Origin of the sequence: Oleiagrimonas sp. C23AA, from assembly GCF_011759385.1 — a bacterium.
GTDB lineage: Bacteria > Pseudomonadota > Gammaproteobacteria > Xanthomonadales > Rhodanobacteraceae > Oleiagrimonas.
This window is the reverse complement of the sequence record NZ_JAARLY010000004.1, coordinates 265,931-287,708: the sequence shown is the minus strand read 5'-3', so window position 1 is coordinate 287,708 and position 21,778 is coordinate 265,931. Positions and strand designations below refer to the sequence as shown.

The window sequence follows — 21,778 nt, the reverse complement described above, 5'->3', positions numbered from 1 at the left end:
GCGCCGGGTACGGCGCTGATATCCATACGGGCGTCCACGCGCCCGCTTCGTCTTTCAATTTTCGAGCCCTTCGATGACGGGCGCGTAGGCGCTTTGTGAGCCTGCGCCCAAGGTGGATGCATGAACCGACCCCTGCGCGTGGTGTTTGCCGGCACCCCGGATTTTGCCGTTCCCTGTCTTAAAAGCTGCCTGGACAGTGGCGCCGAAGTGGTGGCCGTATACACCCAGCCGGACCGGCCGGCCGGCCGTGGCCGCAAGCTCACACCCAGTCCGGTCAAGCAGGCGGCGCTCGAAGCCGGCGTGGAGGTCCATCAGCCCGAACGCCTGAAAGATCCCGAAACACAGGCAACGCTGGCGGCACTCAAGCCCGACCTGCTGGTGGTGGTCGCCTATGGACTGATCCTGCCGCGTGCGGTGCTGGCCATCCCCAAGCTGGGCTGCTGGAACGTGCACGCCAGCCTGCTACCGCGCTGGCGCGGCGCGGCACCGATCCAGCGTGCCGTCGCCGCCGGTGACGCCGAAAGCGGCGTCGACCTGATGCAGATGGAGGCGGGGCTGGACACCGGTCCCGTGCTGCTGGAGGCACGCACCCCGCTCGCCGCCGACGAAACCGGCGGCAGCCTGCATGACCGCCTGAGCGGGATGGGCGCCAAGCTGCTGGCCGAAGGCCTCGCACGCGCGCTGGCCGGCGAAACGCTCAAGGCGACCCCGCAGCCGGAAAAGGGCGTCACCTACGCGCACAAGCTGGACAAGGCCGAAGCCAAGCTCGACTTCACACAACCGGCCAGCGCGCTGGAACGCATCGTGCGGGCTTTCAATCCGTGGCCGACCGCCGAAGGCGAAGTGGCGGGCGAGCGCCTGCGCATCTGGGCAGCGCACGCGGTGGACGCGCATGGTGAGCCAGGGCAGATAGTGGCCGGCAGCCGCGACGGATTGGTTGTCGCCTGCGGTGAAGGCGCGCTGTGCCTGACCGAGGTGCAACGGCCGGGCGGGCGCCGCATCGGCATTGCCGACTACCTCAACGCACGCCCCGAGCTGCGCGGGGCCGCCTCATGAACGGCACGCGCCGCAAGCCGGATGTGCGCGCCGAGGCGGCGCTGGCGCTGGCCGACGTCGCCCTGGGTGGCGCCTCGCTGCGCGATGTCATGGAGCGGCACGCGCCGCGCCTGCCCGATCCACGCGATCGCGCGCTGCTTTCGGCGCTGCTCAATCAGGGCACGCGCTGGTGGGTGCGTTTCGATGCTGCCCTGGATCGCCTGCTGGACAAGCCACTGCGCCGCCGCGAGCCGGCTATCCACGCGCTGGCCGTGCTCGGCCTGGTGCAGCTGGAAGTGCTCGGCATGCCCTCGTATGCGGCCGTCGCCGCCACCGTGGAGGCGGCGCGCAGCCTGCGCAAGCCACGCCTGGCCGGATTGTTGAATGCCGTGCTGCGCCGCTGGCAGCGCGAACGCGAACAACATCTGGCAGCACTGGATGCCACGCCGGCCACGCGCCATGCGCATCCGACCTGGATGGTGCAGGCGATCGCGCATGACTGGCCCGGGCAGGCCGAGGCCATTTTCAGCGCCGACAACATCGAGCCGCCACTGATGCTGCGCGTGCAGCGCCGTCGCAGTGACCGCGAAAGCCTTCTGGCTGCCCTGGTCGAAGCGGGCGTCGAGGCCCACATTCACGCCTGGCTGGACGATGCCATTGTGCTGACCCACAGCACCGATGTGACCCGGCTGCCGGGCTTTGCCGAAGGCCATTTCGCGGTGCAGGACGGCGCCGCCCAGGTCGCCGCCGACGTGCTTGATGCCAAGGACGGCATGCGCGTGCTTGATGCCTGCGCCGCACCGGGCGGCAAGGCCTGCCATGTGCTCGAACGCGCCGCCGTGGACCTGACCGCGCTGGAGTTTGAGCCGGCGCGGCTGCCGCGCATCGCGCAGAACCTGCAACGCCTGGGGCTGGAGGCCAAGGTGGTACGGGGCGATGCCAGCGAGCCCGCCGAATGGTGGGACGGCGTGCCTTACCAGCGCATTCTGATCGACGCGCCGTGCTCGGCAATGGGCGTGATGCGACGCCGACCCGACGTGCGCCTGCACCGGCGCGAAAGCGACATCCCCGCGCTCGTGAAACAACAGCAGCGCATTCTGGCAGGGTTATGGTCGACCCTGGCACCGGGTGGACGACTGGTCTACGCCACCTGCTCGCTGTTGCGCGCCGAAAACCAGGACGTGATCGAGGCTTTCCTGGCCACCATGCCCGACGCCCACGTCTTGCCGCTATCGCTGCCGGCCGGCTACGCGGCCGGGCCCGGCTGGCAGTTGCTGCCGGGAGATGATGGCCTGGACGGCATGTTCTATGCGGCGCTGGAAAAGCGCGCCTGAGCACCAGCTAAGCACGGGTGCGCTAAGCTTCGCAGGACACGGACGGCGCCGCCGTCCCCATGACACGCATCTTTGACGAGGTTGTCCGTGAATCGACCGGCTCCCCTGACCAAGGCCCGCGGCCTGGTGCTGGACAGCGCGCGCACCGAACTGATCCTGGCCAGCCTGTTTGCGCTGTTCGTGCTGGGTATCGGCATTGGCCTGCGCGATCCATGGCCATCCGACGAACCACGTTTTGCGCTGGTCGCGCACTGGATGGTGCAGCACGGCCAGTGGCTGTTTCCACACCGAGGTCATGAGCTTTACTCGGACAAGCCGCCGGTGTTCATGTGGCTTGAGGCCATCTTCTACCTGGTCACGCGTAACTGGCGCGTTGCCTTTTTGCTGCCTTCGCTGCTGGCGGCGCTGATGACACTGGGCCTGGTCTACGACCTGGGCCGACGCCTGTGGAGCCATCGCGCGGGCCTTGCCGCCGCGCTGGTCACGCTGCTGACGGTGCACTTCACCTACCAGATGCGCGATGCGCAGATCGACCCATTGATGGTCGGCTGGATGACGCTGGCCAACTACGGCCTGCTGCGTCACCTGCTGCTGGGGCCAAGCTGGCGCTGGTTTGCCGTCGGCTGCTTTGTCGCCGGTGTCGGCGTGATCACCAAGGGCGTGGGCGTACTGGCGCTGCTGATGCTGGTGCCCTACCTGTTCGCACGCCGCCGCCACTGGCGCCAGCTGGCGCCGATCGCCGCTGGCGGCTGGCGCTGGGCCGGCTGCCTGACACTGTTCCTGGTGCCGATCCTGGCTTGGGCCCTGCCGGTCTTGCTGGTGTCGCATGCCGATGGCGACCCGCAGCACGCAGCCTATGTCCGCGACATTTTTCTGGGCCAGACCGTGAAGCGTTATGCCACGCCGAGCGGCCACCACCATGGGCCGTTCTACTTCCTGGGCATCATCGCCGCCGACTGGCTGCCGCTGTCACTGGCACTGCCATGGGCGTTGCCGGCATGGTGGCGCCGCTTCCGACGCCACGACGCGCGCTACCTGCTTCCACTGGGCTGGGCGCTGCTGGCGCTGATCTTCTTTTCCATCAGTGGTGGCAAGCGTGATGTCTATATTTTGCCCTTGCTGCCGATGGTGGCCGTGGGCTTGGCACCGCTGATCGCCGGCCTGCTGAAAAAACGCCTGCTGCGGGCGCTGATCTGGACACTGACGTTCGCGCTGGGCGCCGTGATGCTGGTCGCCGGCGTGTTGGCCATCACACGTCACCCGCACTGGGCGCAGCGCATGGAGGCAAGTCTTGACCCGCGTATGTGGACGGTACTGGCCACCATGGGCGCCGCAGGCGTTCTGGCGGCGCTGATCTTCCGTGTCCGCCGTGCGCATCTGGCCTGGGCCGCCTTCGCCACCGTGCTTTGGACACTGTATGGCACCTGGGGCTACAGCCTGCTCAATGGCGACCGCTCGGCCGCCGACGTCATGGCCAAGGCACGACAGGTCGCTGGCCCCGGCATCACTATCGGCCTGGTCTCCTGGAAGGAACAGAACCTGCTGATGGCCCAGGGACCGGTCACCGAGTTCGGCTTCACCCAGCCCCCGGACGACCAGTACGCGGCGGCTGTCAGGTGGATGGACCAAGCGCCGACCTCGCGGCGCGTGTTCATCCTGGAGTCGTCCATGGGCGATTGCGTGCTGCGTGACCGGGCACACTTTCTGGGCCGCGCCAACCGACGCAACTGGTGGCTGTTCGGTGCCGATGCCGTGCGCCCTGGCTGCGTGCCTCATGCCAGGGCCGACGATGATGACCAGTGAGCTCGGACCCAGCGTACAACTGCTGGGTCGTGACAATGGCGCCGGGCTATCGCGCGATCTGGACCTGCTGGCCGATGCGCTGGCCTCGCTGGCGGTCGAGGTGCACGCCAATCGTCTGCCACGCCGCAATCGCGTGCATGCCTGGGTCACACGCTGGCGCGGCAAACACAAGACGCCGGCCTTCGACATCAATCTGATGCTCGAGCGCATCCGTCCGGAATTTGCCAGCCAGGCGCGGCGCAATGTGCTGATGCCCAACCCCGAATACTTCAGCGACCGGGATGGTCGGGTCATCGAGACCATTGGCGAAGTGTGGGCCAAGACCCGGCACGCGGTTCGCCTGTTCAACGCCCTTGGTGTGCCCGCGCGTTATGTGGGCTTTACCAGCCCGGACCAGCGCCTGACCGGTGTCGAACGCACCGCCACCTTCTTCCACGGTCCCGGCCGAAGCAACAACAAGGGCACCGCGGCGCTCATCGAGCTTTGGGCCCATCACCCGGAATGGCCTCGGCTTACGGTGGTCTGGCGTCGCCAGGAAGCGGCCCAGACGCCGGTGCCACCCAATGTCACGCTGATCCGCGAGCATCTGGACGCTGCCACCTTCCGCCAATTGCAGAACCGGCACCAGTTCCACCTGTGTCCGTCACAGACCGAGGGTTTCGGACACTACCTGGTCGAAGCGATGAGCTGCGAAGCTGTCGTGGTGACACTGGATGGCGAGCCGATGCAGGAGCTGGTGCAACCTGACCGCGGCGTCCTGGTACCGGCGCACGTCATCGGCCAGCGTGAGCTGGCTGCACGCTACGGTTTCGAGCCAGCCGCGATGGAGGCAGCCATCGAACAATGTCTGAGTATGGCGCCGGCCACTCGCGAACGGCTGGGGCAGCAGGCACGGCGGTGGTTCGAAACCGAACGCGATGGCTTTCTGGCGCGCCTGCGCGAGGCGGTGTACGCCGCTCCCGGCGCAGCAGCAAGCTGAGCGCACGCTGAGCCTGACGCCAGGATGAGACATGACGTGACTTGGTTATGCCATGACTATTCGCCTATGCTCGACAGCGTTTCGATGCCTGGGCACCGGCCTTCAAGCGTGGTGATCACACATGGATGGCCCGTGGCGTGACGCATGTACATGCGCCGCCGCGACGGTGGACTCAGGACCCGCATCCTTGTAGATCACATCGCACGAGTCCGAGATCCCGCCTTCATGCCCACCGTCCAGTTACTTGCCCGCGACAATGGTTTCGGCCTGTCGCGCAGCCTTCGGCTTGTCGCCGACGCCTTGCGCAAACATGGGCATGATGTCGTTATCAACGGCCAAGACGAAGCATGCGGACGGCGGCGGCGGCTGGCAGCGACACGCGTGGCGGTCTCATTTCGATCGGGGCTGAAATCGCTGAACCGCATCCTGCCTCGATATGATGCCAACATCATGCTTGAGCACATCTGGCCTCAGGGCCTGCACGAGGCTTCCCGTAATATCTACATGCCCAATCCGGAATGGGTAGACCGCCACGACCTGCGCTATCTTCCCCGCATGGACGCCGTCTTCGGCAAGACCCATGACACCGTCCGCATATTCCGGGAGATGGGAGTCACCTCCAGCTATGTCGGCTTCGCCAGCGAGGATCGGCTGGACGAAACGGTGACGCGTGACCGCCGTTTTTTTCACTTGGCCGGTGGCGCCTATATCAAGGGCACTGAACGTCTCTTGTCGCTGTGGCGCAAACATCCAGAGTGGCCATTACTTACTGTGCTTCAGGATCCCAGCCGTGCCAGACCCGGGCCCACCGCCCGCAATATCGCTCATCGCATCGAGTACCTGGACCTCAACGATCCAGTGCAACGCAGGGAAATGAGTCGACTGCAAAACAGTCACCTGTTCCATCTTTGCCCCTCCGAAACCGATGGATGGGGTCACTACATGGCAGAGGCCATGGGCGTAGGAGCACTGGTGCTGAGCGTTGACGCCCCCCCCATGAATGAGATGGTCACCACTGACCGGGGCTTGCTGATCAACTATCATCGAAGTGGTCGACGGCGCCTGGCCACCACATATTTCTTCGATGAGCAGGCGCTCGAGAAAGCGGTGGATGGCGCGCTCTCCATGCCAGAGGAAGAGATGAAAAAAAAACGCGAAGCCGCCCGGCACTGGTTCGAGCAAATGTGCGCCAGCTTTCCGCAACGTCTTCACGACGCGATTGTGAGCGCGGTGGCCTGACCTGACCACATGGAAACAGAAACCGCACGGTTAGTGCCAAATCCGCAGATGGGTTCTCACCGACTATCGGGAGGGAGCCTCCGCCTGCATGTGGCCAGTTTCATCGCCGGACTGGGTCTGGTCTATCACGCCTTCTTTGCGATGACCGATTATGGCCACCTTTTCAAGAACGAATACGGCGCCATGGCGGCACTTATGGCGACCCTCATTGCGGGTCGCGACGCCCTCAAGCCCTTGTGGTCACTGCGCTTTCTTCGCTGGGCGTTGGTATTTACCGGCTACGTGCTGGTGCAGTCCTGGTGGTGCGCTCATCATGTATCGCTGTCACCATCCTATGAAAAACAATTATCGGTCGCCGCCAACGCAGTACGACTTGGAATCTTTAGCGCCATACTCGCCGTCTGGCTGATGCGGTACTGGCGCTGGGTACCCCATTTGCTTGGGCTGATGTTGGCGGGTTATCTGTCCATGCTGATTTTCCGGTCCAGCTGGATGCCAGCGGGGGCAGGCGCATGGCCACGTCTGCGGCTGGTCTATTCGGAGAACATCGTCGGCCTTTTCGCGGGCGAACTCTTGGTGATTCTAAGCATCGTAATGATCAGCCAGCGTCATCGATGGTGGCAGCTACTGGCACTGGTGGTGGCATGGTGCACCATGTTTGCGTGCCTGGCGCTATCGCAATCACGTGGTGCCCTCGGCGCAACGGGCCTGGGCCTCATAGTCGCCTGTACCGGCTGGATCATCAGTCAAAGATCGCGAGTTTCCGGGCGTGAACTGTGGCGCCACAGCCTACTTCTGTTCGGTTTGCTACTCGCCTGCGTAGTTGTGCTGGCCCCGGTCCTTGGCCAGCGCGTGGGTGGCGCCGATTCAGTAATCAGGCCATTGCTGGAGCATGGTGTAACCGCAGTGCCGGATAGCCCCGTAGGCTTGCGCATCCAGCTTTACGCGCTGGGCGTGGAGACCTTCCTCCAGCACCCATGGGTCGGTATCGGCATGCGCACCGTAGAGCCGCTGATTGCCGCGCACGGCATTGGTACGGGTCATTACACCCCACCCCACCTACACGATATTTATCTTCAGATCCTCGTAAGCCTTGGCCTGGTCGGGGCACTGATTCTCGCAGGGGGCTTTATCACGCTCCTGCACGATGGGTGGCGGGCATACAAAGCGGGCGCCATAAGCCAGAGGCTAACCTGGATCCTGAGTGGCTGGATGACGCTGTTGCTGGCTGACATCGTGCTCGATAACCACCTGTGGCATTTCAGTTATCTTCGCACCACCCAGGAAGTATTGTTCGGCCTGATTCTTGCGGGCAGGTTGCGCGCGACAAAATGAATCGCGCCGGCCTCCGCCTCCACTCTCAACGGCCATAGACATCTTCGCCGATCCGGTCATCCGAAGGCCGCACGTACTGCATCAACATCCTGATGGATTTCCTCAACGAGCCCGGATACATGCCCTGTCTGCCAATCACCCTGGTCGTGATGACCTACAACGAGGCCAGCAATATTGCACGCTGTCTGGACAGTGTGCCTTTCGCTGGCGAAAAGCTGGTCGTGGACAGTGGCAGCACGGATCAAACGGTGGAGATCGCCCGGGCGCATGGCGCACGCGTGGTGCACCAGGACTGGCTGGGCTTCGGACCACAACGCAATTTTGCCACCACGCAATGCTCGTATCCCTGGATACTGGCGCTGGACGCCGATGAATATCTCTCGCCGCAACTGGCCGACGAGATGACCCGACGCCTGCCGGAACTGATGGCATCGTCACTGGCCGCAGCGTACCTGCGTCGAACCACGCTGTTCATGGGCGCACCCATGCGCTGGTACAGGCCCATGCTGGGCGAACTCAAGGCACGCCTCTATCATCGCGATCGCGCACGCTGGAGCGATGTGCGGGTGCATGAATCGCTTCGCTTCGACGGCGAAAGCATGACCTTCGACCACGTGTTCAATCACTTGCACAACCCTACACTGGTTCACAAGGGGTTGAAGGTGCTGCGCTACTCGGAACTGAAGGCGCGTGACTGGGCAGAGAAGGCGCGCAAGCCGCGCATGTGGGACATCCCTCTGGTGTACCTGTCTGCCTTCACCAAGGACTATCTGTTCCGACGTGCCTGCCTGGATGGCTGGCGCGGATTCATCGTCGCCCAGACCGCGGCCTCGTATGCCGTGTACAAGCGCATGCGCTATTACGAAATGTGCATCAACCCCGAATCGTTGAAACAGGCCAGCGATGTCCTGGCCCGCCACGATCTGGACCATTGAAAATGACCAAGAAGCACTACCTTTTGTATGGTTCCGAGCGCTACGCGCTGGCCATCCTTCGCCCGCTCCAGCAGGCCATTCGCGCTCGCGGCGACGAGGCGGCCTGGTTCTTTGACGGTCCCGGGGGTGAGGACCTGAACGCCGATGAGCGCTGGCTGCGCAGCACCGGCGAGGTACGCGCCTTCGCGCCCGAGGCGGTGTTGACGCCGTCGAACGCGGTGCCCCATTTCTTCCCCGGCGTGAAGGTGGAAATCTTCCACGGTTTCGACGCCGGCAAGCCGCGGCACATCTACATCCGTGGCTTCTTCGACATGTACTGCACCACCGGTCCGCGCGACACGGCCGCTTTCCAGACCATCGCCGATCAGCTGGGTCACTTCGCGGTACGCCAGACCGGGTGGCCCAAGCTCGACCCCTTCATGCCTGTGTTCGGCCACGAGCCCGAACCGGTGCGCTCGCCGCCAGTGATCCTGTACCACTCCACGTTTTCACCGTCCTGGAGCGCGGCCGAGACCCTGTATGAGGAGGTCAAGCGCCTTTCGCGTGACGGTCGCTGGCGCTGGATCGTCACCTTTCACCCGAAGATGAATGCCGAAACGGTGGCACGCTTCAAGGCGCTGCAGAACGACTACCTCACCTTCGCCGAGGATGACAACATCCTCGACCTGTTCCCGCAGGTCGACATGATGTGCTCGGACACCTCTTCGGCGCTGAACGAGTTCCTGCTCACCGGCAAACCCGTGGTGACGTTCAAGAACCGCCGTCCCGGCCCGCAGCTGATCGACATCGACGATCCGGCCGACTTCGAACCGGCGATCCAGCGCGCGCTGCGCCGGCCGCCGGAACTGATGCAAGCCATCCGAGACTATGGCGAGGCGATCCATCCATGGCGGGACGGCCGCTCCAGCGAACGGGTGCTGGAAGCGGTGGATGCCTTCATTGCCGACGGGGCCCGCAACCGCAAGCCCAAGCCGGGCAACCTGTGGCGCAAGCTCAAGATCCGGCGCCGCATCGGTTACTGGGGCCCCGCCCGGTAAAGCCTAAGCGAATGGGCAGCCTGTCAGGGCAATATCCCGAGACGTTACACTGGGTCTTTGAGTGAGCTGATTGCATGTTGAAGCGCTTTGCACGGTGTCCAGACCATCTGCGCACGGTGTGGCCGTGGCTGGCGCTGTGGTCGGTGTTCGCCTTGTTCGCCATTTTCCTGTTCGGGCCGATGCCGCTGTACTCGACGCGTACACTGGCCGTGGCCTGGGAAATGTGGAGCGGCCACCACTGGATCGTGCCCTACATCAACGGCCACCCATACAGCCACAAGGTGCCACTGCTGTACTGGCTGATGCACGCTGGCTGGGCCGTGTTCGGCGTCAATGATGTCTGGCCGCGCCTGTTGGAAGTGGGGTTCGGCGCGGCTCAGCTGGTGCTGGTTTCGGTGCTGGCGCGGCGCCTGTTTCCGGCCCGTCCCTGGTTGGCCAAGGCAGCGCCATGGATCCTGATGTCGCTGAGCTATGCGTTCCTGTTCGGCCTGCAGATCATGTACGAGGTGCTGCTGGCCGTATGCGTGCTGAGCGCGTTGCTGTGCCTGGCTCCGGCGCCGCACCGCCAGCGTCCGCGCTGGTGGCTGTTCGCGCTGTGGCTGGGCGCCGGCCTGCTGACCAAGGGCCCGGTGATGCTGCTGCATGTGGTATTCCCATGGTTGCTGGGGCCGCTGTGGCACAACCATGCACGTGAGCACCGCGCGCGCTGGTACGGTGCCGGCGCACTGGCCATCCTGGGCGGACTGGGCATATTGGTAGCCTGGGTGATCCCCGCCATCTACCTGGGCGGGCCGGCCTATGAGCACATGCTGCTGTTCAAGCAGACCACTGGGCGCATGGTCGATGCCTTCGATCACGCTCATCCCCTCTGGTGGTACCTGCCGTGGATCCCGGTGATCATCTTCCCCTTCAGCGGCTGGCTGCGAAGCTGGGTAGCGCTGGGCAGTCTGCGTCGACCGTTCGAGCCGGGTCTGCGTTTCCTGTTGTGCTGGCTGCTGCCGATGTTGCTGGCGTTCTCGCTGATCAGCGGCAAGCAGACCTACTATCCGCTGCCCGAATACGGTGGCATCGCGCTGTTGCTGGGCTTTTCCATCGCCTATCTGCGCGAGAACCACCCCAAGCTGGCGCGCACCTATTGGCTGGGCAGCTGGCCGCTGGCACTGGGCGCGTTTTTGCTCGCGGGTGTGCTTCTGGCCATGCCCAGCCTGCTCGGACACAAGCCTTTCAATACGCACTGGTTTGTCGACCTTTCCGTCTACAGCCGCTTCTTCGGCGTGATCTTCATCCTGCTCGGTGCGCTATTGCTGCTGCGCGGACGCGGCGAATTGCGTCGGGTGGCGCTGGCCGGCCTGGTGGGCACATTCTCGCTGTATGCCATGTTCATCGCCGCGGTCGGCAAGAACTATGATCTGGCACCAGCCAACGCGGTGCTGAGGCAAGTCGAGGATGGCGGTCACAGCATCGGCAACCAGGGCTTTTACCAGGGCCAGTTCCAGTATGGTGCCCGTCTGACAAGGCCCGTGGACAAGCTATATAACACCGCCGATGTGGTCGCCTTCGCCAAAGCACATCCCGAAGGCGTCATCGTCACCTATCCACATCACCTCAAGCCGACAGACCTGCGCTTCGCGCGGCTGGTGCAGCCGTTCCGCGGCGACTGGCTGGTGATCTGGCCGGCCCCCACGCTGGCAGCCGTGGAAAATGGGCAGACGCCGGCTGAACCGGCCACACCCACGCGCCTTTATCCGTCACCCGACTACTGGCGTTACCGGCGCGTGCACTGAGCACACCGACCTCGATCCATGGAATCGATCAAGACGCCAAACGCCAGGCACACAAACGCTGCACTGCCAGGGACGACCGAACTATGAGCTCCCCCCGTATCGCCGTGCTGCTGCCATGCCATGACGAGGCGGCAGCCATTGGCAAGGTGGTCGCCGATTTCCGCGAGGCGCTGCCGGAAGCGGCCATCTACGTCTACGACAACAACTCCGGCGACAATACCGCCGAACACGCCAGACACGCTGGGGCCGTTGTTCGCCACGAAAGTCGACAAGGCAAGGGTGAGGTCATCCGGCGCATGTTTGCCGACATCGAGGCCGACATCTACGTGCTGGCCGACGGCGATGACACCTATCACGCCGCCAGCGCACCGGCGATGATCGAGCGATTACTTTCAGGCCCGCTGGATATGGTGGTGGGCGTCAGGCGCCATCAGGGGCGCGGCGCCTACCGAGCCGGTCACCAGTTGGGCAATCGCCTGCTGACCGGCTTCCTGGGCCGGCTCTTCGGCCGTCACTTCAACGATGTGCTGAGCGGTTATCGCGTCATGTCGCGACGCTTCGTCAAATCGTTTCCAGCCCATGCGCGCGGCTTTGAAACCGAATCGGAGCTGTCGGTGCACGCGCTGGAGCTGCGCATGCCGGTGGCCGAGCATGACACTCCCTACGGTGAGCGCCCCGAAGGCAGCGCCAGCAAACTTAATACATGGCGCGATGGCACGCGCATCCTGGCCACGCTGGTGCGTCTTTACCGCGATGAGCGACCGCTGGCGTTCTTTTCACTGGCCAGTGCCGTGTCGGCACTGGTCTCGGTGCTGCTGGCCGCTCCGCTGGTCAAAACCTACCTGGCTACCGGCTTGGTACCGCGCTTCCCGACAGCGATCCTGTGCTCGGGGTTGATGGTGATGGCAGTGGTGTTTTTGGTCTGCGGGCTGATTCTGGACACGGTGACACGCGGACGGACCGAGGCCAAACGTCTGGCATATCTGGCCATTCCCGCCACCGCGCGGCCTAGCGAGGACCGCGCATGACCTGGCTGGAACGCGCCAGCCGCCGTCCCTGGCTGTCGCTTGTGCTGTGCCTGGGCTTTGGTGCCCTGGTATCAGTTCTGCTCAAGCAGGACGCCAACTGGGACCTGAAAAATTACCACCTGGCCAATGCCTGGGCCTGGCTGCATGACCGCTACGGCCAGGACGTGGCGCCGGCCGGCATGCAGTCGTTCTTCAATCCACTGCCGGATATCCCGTACTACCTGCTGGCCATGGGTCCACTGGCGCATTGGCCGCGCGTGCTGGCCGCGCTGATGGGGCTGCCTTACGGGGCGATCATCTTTGTAACCGGCTGGATCACGCTGCAACTGGCCCGTTCACAGGCACGCCGCCCAGACGCTCTGGACATGGTGGGACTGATCATTGGCTGTACCGGGGCCGCGCTGGTGTCGCAAATTGGCACCACGTTCAATGAAGTGCCGCTGGCACTGGCGACCTTATCTGCCATCGGCATGATGCTGCACGCCAGGAGCCTGCGCGAACAACCGACGGGGCAAACGATGGCCTGGCTGCTGGCCGCCGGATGCCTTGCCGGCATCGCCGCAGGTCTCAAGCCCACGCAAGTCATCTACGTGCCCGCTCTGGGCCTCACATGGCTAGTCTCGGGTAAGGGCCCCCGGCGTTGGTATGGTGTGCTGGCCCTGGGAGGCGGCTGGTTGCTCGGCTTCGTGCTGGCCTATGGCACCTGGGCATGGCACCTGGCTCACATGACCGGCAACCCCATCTTCCCGATGTTCAACAACGTGTTCGGGTCGGATTGGCTAGGTGACACCTCGACCCGGGACCTGCGCTTCATGCCTCATGGACTGGTCCAGTGGTTGGCCTACCCATTGTTCTGGGCGTTTCATAAGGCACATCACACCACCGAGGTGTACATGTCCGATCCGCGCATGGCGTTTGCATACATGGCCGGCTTGGCGCTTGCCATCCATGCCGGCCTGAAAAGACGTCATCCAGATCGGTCAGCCATCATGCTGTGGGTGTTTGGCGTCGTTGCCTATATCTGCTGGCTGGCGCTGTTCTCCATCCTGCGTTATGCCATCGTGATCGAGGTACTGAGTGGGCTGGCCATCGCGGGAGCGCTTCGCGCCATTGCCGCAGCCATGAGACCACGGCATCAGATGCGATGGCGTATCGCGCTGGCGATAACGGCACTGCTCGTGGTGGCCGGCTTTACCCATTACCCCAGATGGGCGCGTACCGCCTACGCCGATCCGATCTTTGATGTGCAAGCGCCCAGGCTCCCCGCAGACAGCCTTGTGCTTGTGGTCGGACAGCCCAATGCCTACCTGCTGCCATTCATCCATGGCCCACGGATTCAGTTCGAAGGCATCACTTGGTTTACCGCAACCGCACACGGCCACCAGTTCTGGGAACGCAGTAGGCGACGTATTGAGCAGCATCAGGGGCCCTTATTCGCCCTGGTGCGCAATCACAGCCATGCTCTCAAGACGCTGCAAGCGATGTCCGGCTTGATACCGGTGGCCCAAAGCTGTCAGCCGATTCAATCGAATATCGAGTTCGACAAACACCACCGGCCCACGGCCCCTCCACTTCGTTTGTGCCGCCTGCGGACGGCACCAGGCTCATCAAGGTGACCGATAGGGATTGGGCACGCCCGGCGGTTGCACGCTGAAGCGCTTGTAGTGCCACTGGTACTGGCTGAAAGCCCGATGCACGCATTGTTCGACGCCCTGATTGAGCGCTTTGCAGGCGAGCTGGGTATCGGCTGCATCCACGCCCTCGGGCGCGGGCAGGATATGAATGCGAAAGCCTTCGCCGCGCGGCAGGCGTTCGGCAAAGGCGTACAGCACGGTGGCGCCGGTGCGTGCGGCCAGGCGTGGCAACAGCACCATGGTCAGCGCATCTCGACCGAAGAACGGCGCGAACTGGCCTTCGCCCTGACGCGGCTTCTGGTCGGGCAGGATGCCCACCGTCCCACCGCTGGCCAGGCGCTTGAACAGCGTGCGCACCCCGGCGCCCTCGGCGCGCACCTGCTCGGGCGCCAGTCCGGCGCGCACCTTGCGCAGCAAGGCTTCCAGTGCCTGGATATGCGGCGGGCGATAGAGAATGGCCATCTCGGTACGCGAGCACAGCCAGTAGTTGAGCAGCTCCCAGCAGCCCAGGTGCGGCGCAGCGATGATCACACCCTTGTCCGAAGCCAGCGCGGCTTCGAATAACTCACCGCCGCGTACTTCCTTGACCAGTCCCAGCGCGCGGTGCGCGCCGATGCCCCAGACCTTGACGATTTCGGCCGCCGACCGCCCTGCCTGCCGCAAGGCCTGGCGGGTCAGCACCGATCGCGCTGCGGCCTCCAGCTCGGGACGCGCGATGGCCAGGTTCACCGATGCATAATGCGCACTGCGTGTTTTCAAGCGCCACATCAAGGAACCGATGCCGGCACCGACGGCATGCAGCGCGCGCAGTGGCAGTAGGGCCGCCACACGCAGGAACAAATAGAGAAGAGCAATGTCAGGACGCATAGGCAAACGATTGTAGCCGCTGCCACCGGCAGTCTGTGGCATCAGGCACATTACAAGCTAGACTGCGCGCCGACAGGCCGTTGCCCCGGGAGTGTTGTTTGATTGCCCTGATCCAGAGAGTCAGCCGAGCGCAGGTCGATGTGGAAGGCGAAACCGTGGGCGCCATCGGTGCCGGCCTGCTTGCCCTGGTGGCGGTGGAGCCGGACGATGGCCCGGCGCAGGTCGAACGTATGCTGGAACGCCTTCTGGGCTATCGCATCTTCGCCGATGACTCAGGCCGCATGAATCGCTCGTTGCGCGATACCGGTGGCGGCCTGCTGCTGGTCAGCCAGTTCACCCTGGCCGCCGACACCGCCAAGGGCATGCGCCCCAGTTTCACCCGCGCCGCGCCGCCCGAACTGGGCCGCCAGCGCTTCGACGAACTGGTCGCGCGGGCACGTCAGATGCACCCGGGGGTGGAAACTGGCCGCTTTGGTGCCCATATGGAGGTAGGTCTGGTCAATGACGGACCGGTAACCTTCTGGCTCCAGGCGCGCTGATGAGCGTGATCCGGGCACGAGACGGGCGCAAGGCCCGATGGCTCGATGCCTCAAGCCAGATGCGGCCCGCCATGACCTGTCGGCCCTTCGGCCAGCAACGCGTGAAGCCCGCGGGCTCGGCGTATGCCCCGAAAAAAGGCCACGCTTGATACTGGTTAAAAAATCACCACTTTGCTAGACTGAAAGGTTCTGGCGCCCACCCGGTTGCATCCATGGAAAACAAAAAAGCCCACGAGCAACAGTCGGAAATCAAGCAGCTCATCACGAAGGGTCGTGAGCAGGGCTACTTGACCTATGCCGAAGTCAACGATCATCTGCCTGACGACATCGTCGAGGCTGATCAGATCGAAGACATCATCTCGATGATCAATGGCATGGGCATCGAGGTGCATGAAACCGCGCCCGACAGCGACATGATCAACCCTGACGCGCCCAGCGGCGACGACGATGACACGGCCACTGAAGAAGCCGTGGCGCTGCTGTCGGCCGTGGACGCCGAAGTTGGCCGCACCACCGATCCCGTGCGCATGTACATGCGCGAGATGGGCACGGTCGAGCTGCTGACGCGCGAAGGCGAAATTGCCATCGCCAAGCGCATCGAGGAAGGCCTGGGACAGGTGCAGACCGCCCTGGCCAGCTTCCCCTGGGCCATCGAGCTGCTGGTCGAGGAATACGACCTGCATGTCGACGGCAAGCGGCGTCTGAGCGAAATCCTGGCCGGCTTCAACGACGAGCTGCAGGACGAAGACAACAGCGCCAAGAGCAACAGCAGCGACGACAACGACACCAGCAGCAAGAACGCCGGCGCCAACAGCGACGACGATGACGACAGTGATGGTGACGATGACGACGATGACGATTCCGAGGAGTCGACCGGCCCGACCGGCCCGGACCCGGAGGAAGTGCGTCGTCGCATGGAGAACCTGCGCACGCTGTACGGCAAGTTCCAGAAGGCCGCGGCCAAGTACGACATCGACGACAAGAAGATCGTCAAACTGCGCGAGCAGATGGCCGAAGGCTTCCTGTCGCTGAAGCTGCCCTCGGCGCTGATCGACAGCTTCGTGCGCAAGCTGCGCGAGGTTGTGACCACCGTGCGTCGTCACGAGCGCGTGATCATGGACATCATGGTCAAGCAGGCCAAGATGCCGCGCAGCGAGTTCCTCAAGACCTTCCCCACCAACGAGGGCAACCTCGAATGGGCCGAGGAGCTGGGCCGCAAGCGCCAGAAGTGGGCGCCCAACATCAAGAAGCACCGCGAGGCCATTGATGCCGAGCAGCAGAAGCTGGCCGATATCGCCAAGTCGCTGTACCTGCCGCTGACCGACATCAAGGAGATCAACCGCGCCATGTCCATCGGCGAGGCCAAGGCTCGCCGTGCCAAGAAGGAAATGGTCGAGGCCAACCTGCGCCTGGTGATCTCCATCGCCAAGAAGTACACCAATCGCGGCCTGCAGTTCCTGGACCTGATCCAGGAGGGCAACATTGGCCTGATGAAGGCGGTGGACAAGTTCGAATACCGCCGTGGCTACAAGTTCTCCACCTATGCCACGTGGTGGATTCGCCAGGCCATCACCCGCTCGATCGCCGATCAGGCGCGCACCATCCGTATTCCGGTGCACATGATCGAAACGATCAACAAGCTCAACCGCATTTCCCGCCAGATGCTCCAGCAGTTCGGCCGCGAGGCCACGCCGGAGGAGCTGGCCAAGGAAATGGAAATGCCGGAAGACAAGATCCGCAAGGTCATGAAGATCGCCAAGGAGCCGATCTCCATGGAGACGCCGATCGGTGACGATGAAGACTCGCATCTGGGTGACTTCATCGAGGACACCAACGTCGACTCGCCCATCGATTCGGCCACCGAAACCGGCCTGATGGAAACCGTGCGCGACGTGTTGGCCGGTCTGACGCCACGCGAGGCCAAGGTGCTGCGCATGCGCTTTGGTATCGACATGAATACCGACCACACACTGGAAGAGGTCGGCAAGCAGTTCGATGTGACCCGCGAGCGCATCCGCCAGATCGAAGCCAAGGCGCTGCGCAAGCTGCGTCACCCCAGCCGTTCCGAGCAACTGCGTTCATTCCTCGATCTGGAATAACTGCATCGCCCGGACCGGTAAGATTGCAAGCGCCCGCCTCTTGGCGGGCGTTTTCATTGCAGCGCCTGTAGCGCTACACCCAAGCCCTCTTCCGCCCAAGCTGACACCGTGACCAACGCCAACTCTCACCTGCAAAGCGCGCACGAGCGCCGCGCCGGCCTCGCCTTTGGCCTTGCCTGCTATGGCATCTGGGGCGTGCTGCCGCTGTTCTTCGTGCTGCTGGACTACGCCTCGCCGCTGGAAATCGTGGCCAATCGGGCGATCTGGTCGCTGCTGCTGTGCACGGCCATCCTCTTATTCCGGCGTCAGCTGGGGCAAGTGATCACGGTGCTGCGCAACCCGCGTCAGCTCGGCGGCCTGGCCATGGCGGCAGCGTTGATCGGCGCCAATTGGCTGGCCTATGTATATGCGGCCAACCATCGCGAAGTGCTGCAGGCCTCGCTGGGTTATTTCATCAACCCGCTGCTGACGGTGCTGCTGGGTGTCATGGTGCTGCGCGAAAAGCTGCACACCGCGCAGTGGCTGGCCATGGGCATGGCCTTGGTGGCGGTCACCATCATCACCATCGGCTACGGCCATCCGCCGTGGCTGGCGCTGACCCTGGCCGGCACCTTCGGCCTTTACGGCCTGGCCAAAAGCTTTGCCGGCCGGCGCACCGGCGCGGTCGCCAGCCTGACCGTGGAAACCCTGCTGCTGTCGCCGCTGGCGCTGATCGCGCTGGCCTGGCTGGACCATCGCGGCCAGACCCACTTCACCACACACGGCACCGCCGGCGTGCTGCTGATGCTGGCCACCGGCATCATTACCACCACGCCGCTGACCTTCTTCGCCGCGGCCGCGCGTCGCCTGCCACTGAGCCTGGTCGGCATGTTGCAGTACATCGCGCCCAGCCTGCAGTTCCTGATCGCGGTGTGGGTGAACCACGAGGCCATGCCGGCCTCGCGCTGGATCGGCTTTGCCATCATCTGGGCCGCGTTGATGGTGCTAAGCACCGATGCACTGCGCCGCAACCGCCGCCAACGGACCGCGCGCGCCGGGACCGCACATACCGCCACGCGCTGACCACCGAAACGTGTACCCGTGCCAGCCAAACGGGTACACTTTCCGGTCTGCGCAAGGGCCTATAGCTCAATGGTTAGAGCAGAGGACTCATAATCCTTTGGTTCCAGGTTCGAGTCCTGGTGGGCCCACCACATACGCGTCCGATGTTGTCCGAGCTGGTCCACGTACTGGCAAAAAACCCCGCAAATTGCGGGGTTTTGTATGCTCGTTTCCGTAGCTGTCTGGTTGAATCCGGCCGCAAAGTGAGTCAGGTCAACGTCGCTTGACCGATTTGCTTCAACGAACGCAACCATGGCTCCCCGTCTGCTGATGCCCGATACATCTGGCGTCAGCCTTCAGCATCGCCGGCACCCGGACTGTCGCGCGGGGATCAGCCATGTTGCCCTGGCACATCTTCGCGAATCAGACCAGCGCTCGCGCCAGGAACGCGAGCATCAGCCGTGCCACTGAGTCATTTTGTTCGTCCAACGCGAAATGTCCGGCATCCAGCAGATGAAGCTCCGCTTGCGGAAGGTCTCGCCTGAATGCCCGCGCCCCCGCCGCTATGGGGAAGCCATGCAGAAGCAGCAGCTTGGGTGAATCCGGCGAACCGGCTTCGCGGTAGAAGACATTGAAGCCGTCCACGTTGGCCGTGTGGTAGCGGATGTTGGACATGGAAATTCCGCTCGAATGCAGATAAGTGGCCGGAAGCGTCTCCGGCATGATGTGATGGACGTCGGCAGGCGCGGGGACAGAGCATGGTCGGACTCGTGGCGGGTTCCGTCCGCGAGTCCGTTGTGCGGCGTCAGAACGCCGCTCGCCCAAGTGAGGCGCCGCCGTCGACATGCAGGGTCTGGCCCGTCATGAACCCGGCCTCGTCCGACAACAGAAATGCAATGGTCGCGGCAATTTCTTCGGGCGTGCCGAATCGGCCCATTGGCACACCGGAGAGGTAGCGTCGCTCGCCTTCGCTGCCGGGCGAATTGTTGGCGCGGAACAGTTCGGTTTCGGTCGGGCCCGGTGCCACCGCGTTGACCGTGATACCAGCGCCTGCCAGTTCCAGCGCCCAGCTGCGGGTGAAGCTGACCTTGGCCGCCTTGGCGGCCGCGTACGCCGTGCGATCGGGCATGCCGAGAATGGTCAGGCTAGACACGTTGACGACGCGTCCCCAACCACGTGCCTGCATGCCGGGCAACGCCGCCTGCATGGCGAGAAGCGCGGGGTGCAGGTTGACCCGCAACACTTCGTCCAGGGCCGACAGCGTCACATCGACGAGCGACGCAGGGCGGACCAGACCGACATTGTTGACTACACCGTCCAGCTCGAAACGCTGCGTGACGTCCCGCAGCGCCGCGCCGGTGGCTGCGTCGTCCCCGAGGTCGACGGCAACGAAGGTGCCTGGAAACTCGGCGGGCGCCGTGCGCGCCAGGCCGACCACGTGATGCCCGGAAGCGGCGAGTCGGGTGGAGAGTGCAAGACCGATTCCCTTGCTGGCACCGGTGACAAGAAATGTGCGTGACATGAAGCCTCCTGTGCCGGTCGCCGTTCGGCGAGCGGCATGCATGTAGTCAGGCCGCGGCCTTGCGAATCGCCGGGAGCATCTCCGACGGATCGGGGCGACGTGTGTAATCCGGATTCACCTCGGCGTAGGCGATCGTTCCGTCCGGCGCGATGACGTAGCGCGCCGGCATCGGCAGCGTCCAGCTCGGATCGCCATTGAATGCAGGCAGGTCGTTCTTGAGCGACTTGTAGAGATCCACCAGGTAGTCCTGCAGCTCGAAGCGCAGGCCGAAGGCAGCGGCGGACGTCGTTGTGTGCATCGGACAGGATCGGGAACGTCAGCGCGTTCTGGCGCACCGACTTGCGGCTGTTGGAAGCGATCTGGGGTGAGATCGCCACCAGACTCGCACCGGCCTGGAGGATGTCCGGCAACGTAGCCTGCAGCGCCTGCAGTTCCATGTTGCAGTAAGGGCACCACACGCCGCGGTAGAACGTCACCACCAGCGGGCCCTTGCGCAGCAGCTCGGTGGAGGACACGGGCTTTCCATCCGGATCGTTGAGCGTGAAGGCGGGCGCCTTGTCGCCGGCCTTCAGTGCCTTCTGTGCCGCACCGGAGGCTTTCAGCTCGGCGGTGGCGCGATGCATGATGTCGATGACCGCGCGCGGCACGCTGTAGGGCGGCTTGCCGGCCTCGAAGTCGGCCTTGAAGGCGTCGAGTTTGTCTTGCAGTGACATGGGAAATCCTTGGAAGAGGGGAAGAGGCATGGCAGGCGGTTTGCCGCGCAACCCGCCTGCCGGTCACATCAGGCGGACGGATGCATCGAGCGGGCCACCTCGGCAGCGCTGATGCCTTCCAGCGCCAGGCCATAGCCGGCGCCTTCGTCGACGATCCGACGCAGCTTCTGGGTCAGCGCGATGCGGGTATAGCGGCTGGTCAGCGGCGGCAGCTTCGCCAGCTCGCTGGCAATTTCATGGGCGCGAGCCAGTAGGCGGTCCGTCGGCACGACTTCGTTCACGGCACCCCAGGCCTTGGCGGTCTCGGCGTCGAGCCGCTGGCGGGTCAGCAGGAAATAGCGTCCACGCACGCTGCCGATCACTTCCGGCCACAGCAGGTTCACGCCGTCGCCTGGCACGATGCCGAAGTCGAAGTGCGGCTTGTCCTGGAAGACGGTCTCGGGTGTGGCCAGCACGATGTCCGCCAGCAGCGCGTACTCCGAATGCAGCAGCACCGGCCCGTTGAGTGCGGCGATCAGCGGCACCTCGATGTCGAGCAGGTTCATCAGCACCTTCTTGCCCTCGCGGTAGATCTTGTCGTAGCCGCGCGGGCTGAAGAAGTCGAAGCCTTCGGGGTTGATCTCGTCCATGAACGCATCGCCGGTGCCGGTGAGGATCACCACGCGGTTGTCCGGATCGCTGCCGACGTCGTGGAACAGGTCGACGAATTGCTCGTGGGTGTGGCCGTTGAAGATCAGCTTGCCGCCGTCGGTGTGCAGGGCGATTTCGAGCACGCCTTCCGGCGAGCGGGTCAGGCGGGCGTTGGGGTACTGATCGCGGTAGGTATCAAAGCGTGACATGAGGGTGTCCTTGAG

Annotated in this window: 18 protein-coding genes, 1 tRNA gene and 2 pseudogenes; 15 read left to right on the top strand and 6 right to left on the bottom strand. The window is 64.0% G+C overall.

Features of this window, described 5'->3' with window-relative positions:
- The first annotated feature begins 120 nt into the window (after positions 1 to 120).
- The 11 genes from fmt (at position 121) to HBF24_RS09075 (ending at position 14,125) form a co-directional block, all read left to right on the top strand.
- Positions 121 to 1,056 carry a methionyl-tRNA formyltransferase gene (gene fmt / locus HBF24_RS09125; RefSeq protein ID WP_167172119.1) on the top strand — a complete coding sequence of 312 codons (936 nt, stop codon included), beginning with the start codon at positions 121 to 123 and terminating at the stop codon, positions 1,054 to 1,056.
- Positions 1,053 to 2,369: a 16S rRNA (cytosine(967)-C(5))-methyltransferase RsmB gene (rsmB, locus tag HBF24_RS09120; protein WP_167172116.1), complete on the top strand. Its 1,317-nt coding sequence runs from the start codon at positions 1,053 to 1,055 to the stop codon at positions 2,367 to 2,369. Before fmt ends, rsmB begins: the two co-directional genes overlap by 4 nt.
- Positions 2,370 to 2,456: 87 nt before the next feature.
- A complete protein-coding gene (locus tag HBF24_RS09115; protein WP_167172114.1) occupies positions 2,457 to 4,172 on the top strand; it encodes a glycosyltransferase family 39 protein in 1,716 nt (571 codons plus the stop codon).
- A complete protein-coding gene (locus HBF24_RS09110; protein WP_167172111.1) occupies positions 4,159 to 5,151 on the top strand; it encodes a glycosyltransferase in 993 nt (330 codons plus the stop codon). Before HBF24_RS09115 ends, HBF24_RS09110 begins: the two co-directional genes overlap by 14 nt.
- Before the next feature lie 144 nt (positions 5,152 to 5,295).
- Entirely contained in the window at positions 5,296 to 6,390 is a 1,095-nt protein-coding gene (locus tag HBF24_RS09105) for a glycosyltransferase family 4 protein (RefSeq protein WP_167172109.1), read from the top strand.
- 90 nt (positions 6,391 to 6,480) lie between these two features.
- The gene (locus tag HBF24_RS17475; protein WP_167172106.1) at positions 6,481 to 7,725 is read left to right on the top strand and encodes an O-antigen ligase family protein; all 1,245 of its coding nucleotides are present in this window, start codon (positions 6,481 to 6,483) and stop codon (positions 7,723 to 7,725) included.
- 119 nt (positions 7,726 to 7,844) lie between these two features.
- Positions 7,845 to 8,660, top strand: a complete 816-nt coding sequence (locus HBF24_RS09095; protein WP_167172104.1) for a glycosyltransferase family 2 protein — start codon at positions 7,845 to 7,847, stop codon at positions 8,658 to 8,660.
- 2 nt (positions 8,661 to 8,662) lie between these two features.
- Positions 8,663 to 9,697, top strand: coding sequence for a CDP-glycerol glycerophosphotransferase family protein (locus HBF24_RS09090; RefSeq protein WP_167172101.1), 1,035 nt, complete (start codon positions 8,663 to 8,665; stop codon positions 9,695 to 9,697).
- A gap of 74 nt (positions 9,698 to 9,771) precedes the next feature.
- The gene (locus HBF24_RS09085; protein ID WP_167172099.1) at positions 9,772 to 11,481 is read left to right on the top strand and encodes a glycosyltransferase family 39 protein; all 1,710 of its coding nucleotides are present in this window, start codon (positions 9,772 to 9,774) and stop codon (positions 11,479 to 11,481) included.
- Between the two features lie 83 nt (positions 11,482 to 11,564).
- Positions 11,565 to 12,509: a glycosyltransferase family 2 protein gene (locus HBF24_RS09080; protein ID WP_167172096.1), complete on the top strand. Its 945-nt coding sequence runs from the start codon at positions 11,565 to 11,567 to the stop codon at positions 12,507 to 12,509.
- Between the two features lie 179 nt (positions 12,510 to 12,688).
- A complete protein-coding gene (locus HBF24_RS09075; protein WP_167172094.1) occupies positions 12,689 to 14,125 on the top strand; it encodes a hypothetical protein in 1,437 nt (478 codons plus the stop codon).
- On the opposite strand, the gene HBF24_RS09070 is transcribed toward HBF24_RS09075, so the two are convergent.
- Positions 14,117 to 15,010 carry a lipid A biosynthesis acyltransferase gene (locus tag HBF24_RS09070; protein WP_167172091.1) on the bottom strand — a complete coding sequence of 298 codons (894 nt, stop codon included), beginning with the start codon at positions 15,008 to 15,010 and terminating at the stop codon, positions 14,117 to 14,119. The genes HBF24_RS09075 and HBF24_RS09070 overlap by 9 nt on opposite strands.
- A gap of 98 nt (positions 15,011 to 15,108) precedes the next feature.
- Between HBF24_RS09070 and dtd the strand changes: the two genes are divergently transcribed.
- From dtd to HBF24_RS09050, 4 genes are all read left to right on the top strand, one after another.
- Complete coding sequence (gene dtd / locus HBF24_RS09065; RefSeq protein ID WP_167172088.1) at positions 15,109 to 15,549, top strand: D-aminoacyl-tRNA deacylase; 441 nt, start codon at positions 15,109 to 15,111, stop codon at positions 15,547 to 15,549.
- 212 nt (positions 15,550 to 15,761) lie between these two features.
- Positions 15,762 to 17,648, top strand: coding sequence for an RNA polymerase sigma factor RpoD (gene rpoD, locus HBF24_RS09060; RefSeq protein WP_167172086.1), 1,887 nt, complete (start codon positions 15,762 to 15,764; stop codon positions 17,646 to 17,648).
- A gap of 108 nt (positions 17,649 to 17,756) precedes the next feature.
- Positions 17,757 to 18,710 carry an EamA family transporter RarD gene (gene rarD / locus HBF24_RS09055; RefSeq protein WP_206064250.1) on the top strand — a complete coding sequence of 318 codons (954 nt, stop codon included), beginning with the start codon at positions 17,757 to 17,759 and terminating at the stop codon, positions 18,708 to 18,710.
- 55 nt (positions 18,711 to 18,765) lie between these two features.
- A tRNA-Ile gene (locus tag HBF24_RS09050) sits at positions 18,766 to 18,841 on the top strand.
- Positions 18,842 to 19,112: 271 nt separating this feature from the next.
- Here the strand turns inward: HBF24_RS09050 and HBF24_RS17470 are convergent.
- The 5 genes and pseudogenes from HBF24_RS17470 to HBF24_RS09030 form a co-directional block, all read right to left on the bottom strand.
- Positions 19,113 to 19,256, bottom strand: a pseudogene (locus HBF24_RS17470) (alpha/beta hydrolase); the annotation flags it as partial.
- Positions 19,257 to 19,494: 238 nt separating this feature from the next.
- Positions 19,495 to 20,211: an SDR family oxidoreductase gene (locus tag HBF24_RS09040; protein WP_167172080.1), complete on the bottom strand. Its 717-nt coding sequence runs from the start codon at positions 20,209 to 20,211 to the stop codon at positions 19,495 to 19,497.
- A gap of 46 nt (positions 20,212 to 20,257) precedes the next feature.
- Positions 20,258 to 20,509, bottom strand: coding sequence for a hypothetical protein (locus HBF24_RS17185; protein ID WP_206064266.1), 252 nt, complete (start codon positions 20,507 to 20,509; stop codon positions 20,258 to 20,260).
- A gap of 37 nt (positions 20,510 to 20,546) precedes the next feature.
- Positions 20,547 to 20,834 (bottom strand): annotated as a pseudogene (locus HBF24_RS17405) (peroxiredoxin-like family protein); the annotation flags it as partial.
- A 158-nt stretch (positions 20,835 to 20,992) separates the two neighbouring features.
- Entirely contained in the window at positions 20,993 to 21,763 is a 771-nt protein-coding gene (locus HBF24_RS09030) for an enoyl-CoA hydratase/isomerase family protein (RefSeq protein WP_167172077.1), read from the bottom strand.
- Positions 21,764 to 21,778 lie beyond the last annotated feature (15 nt).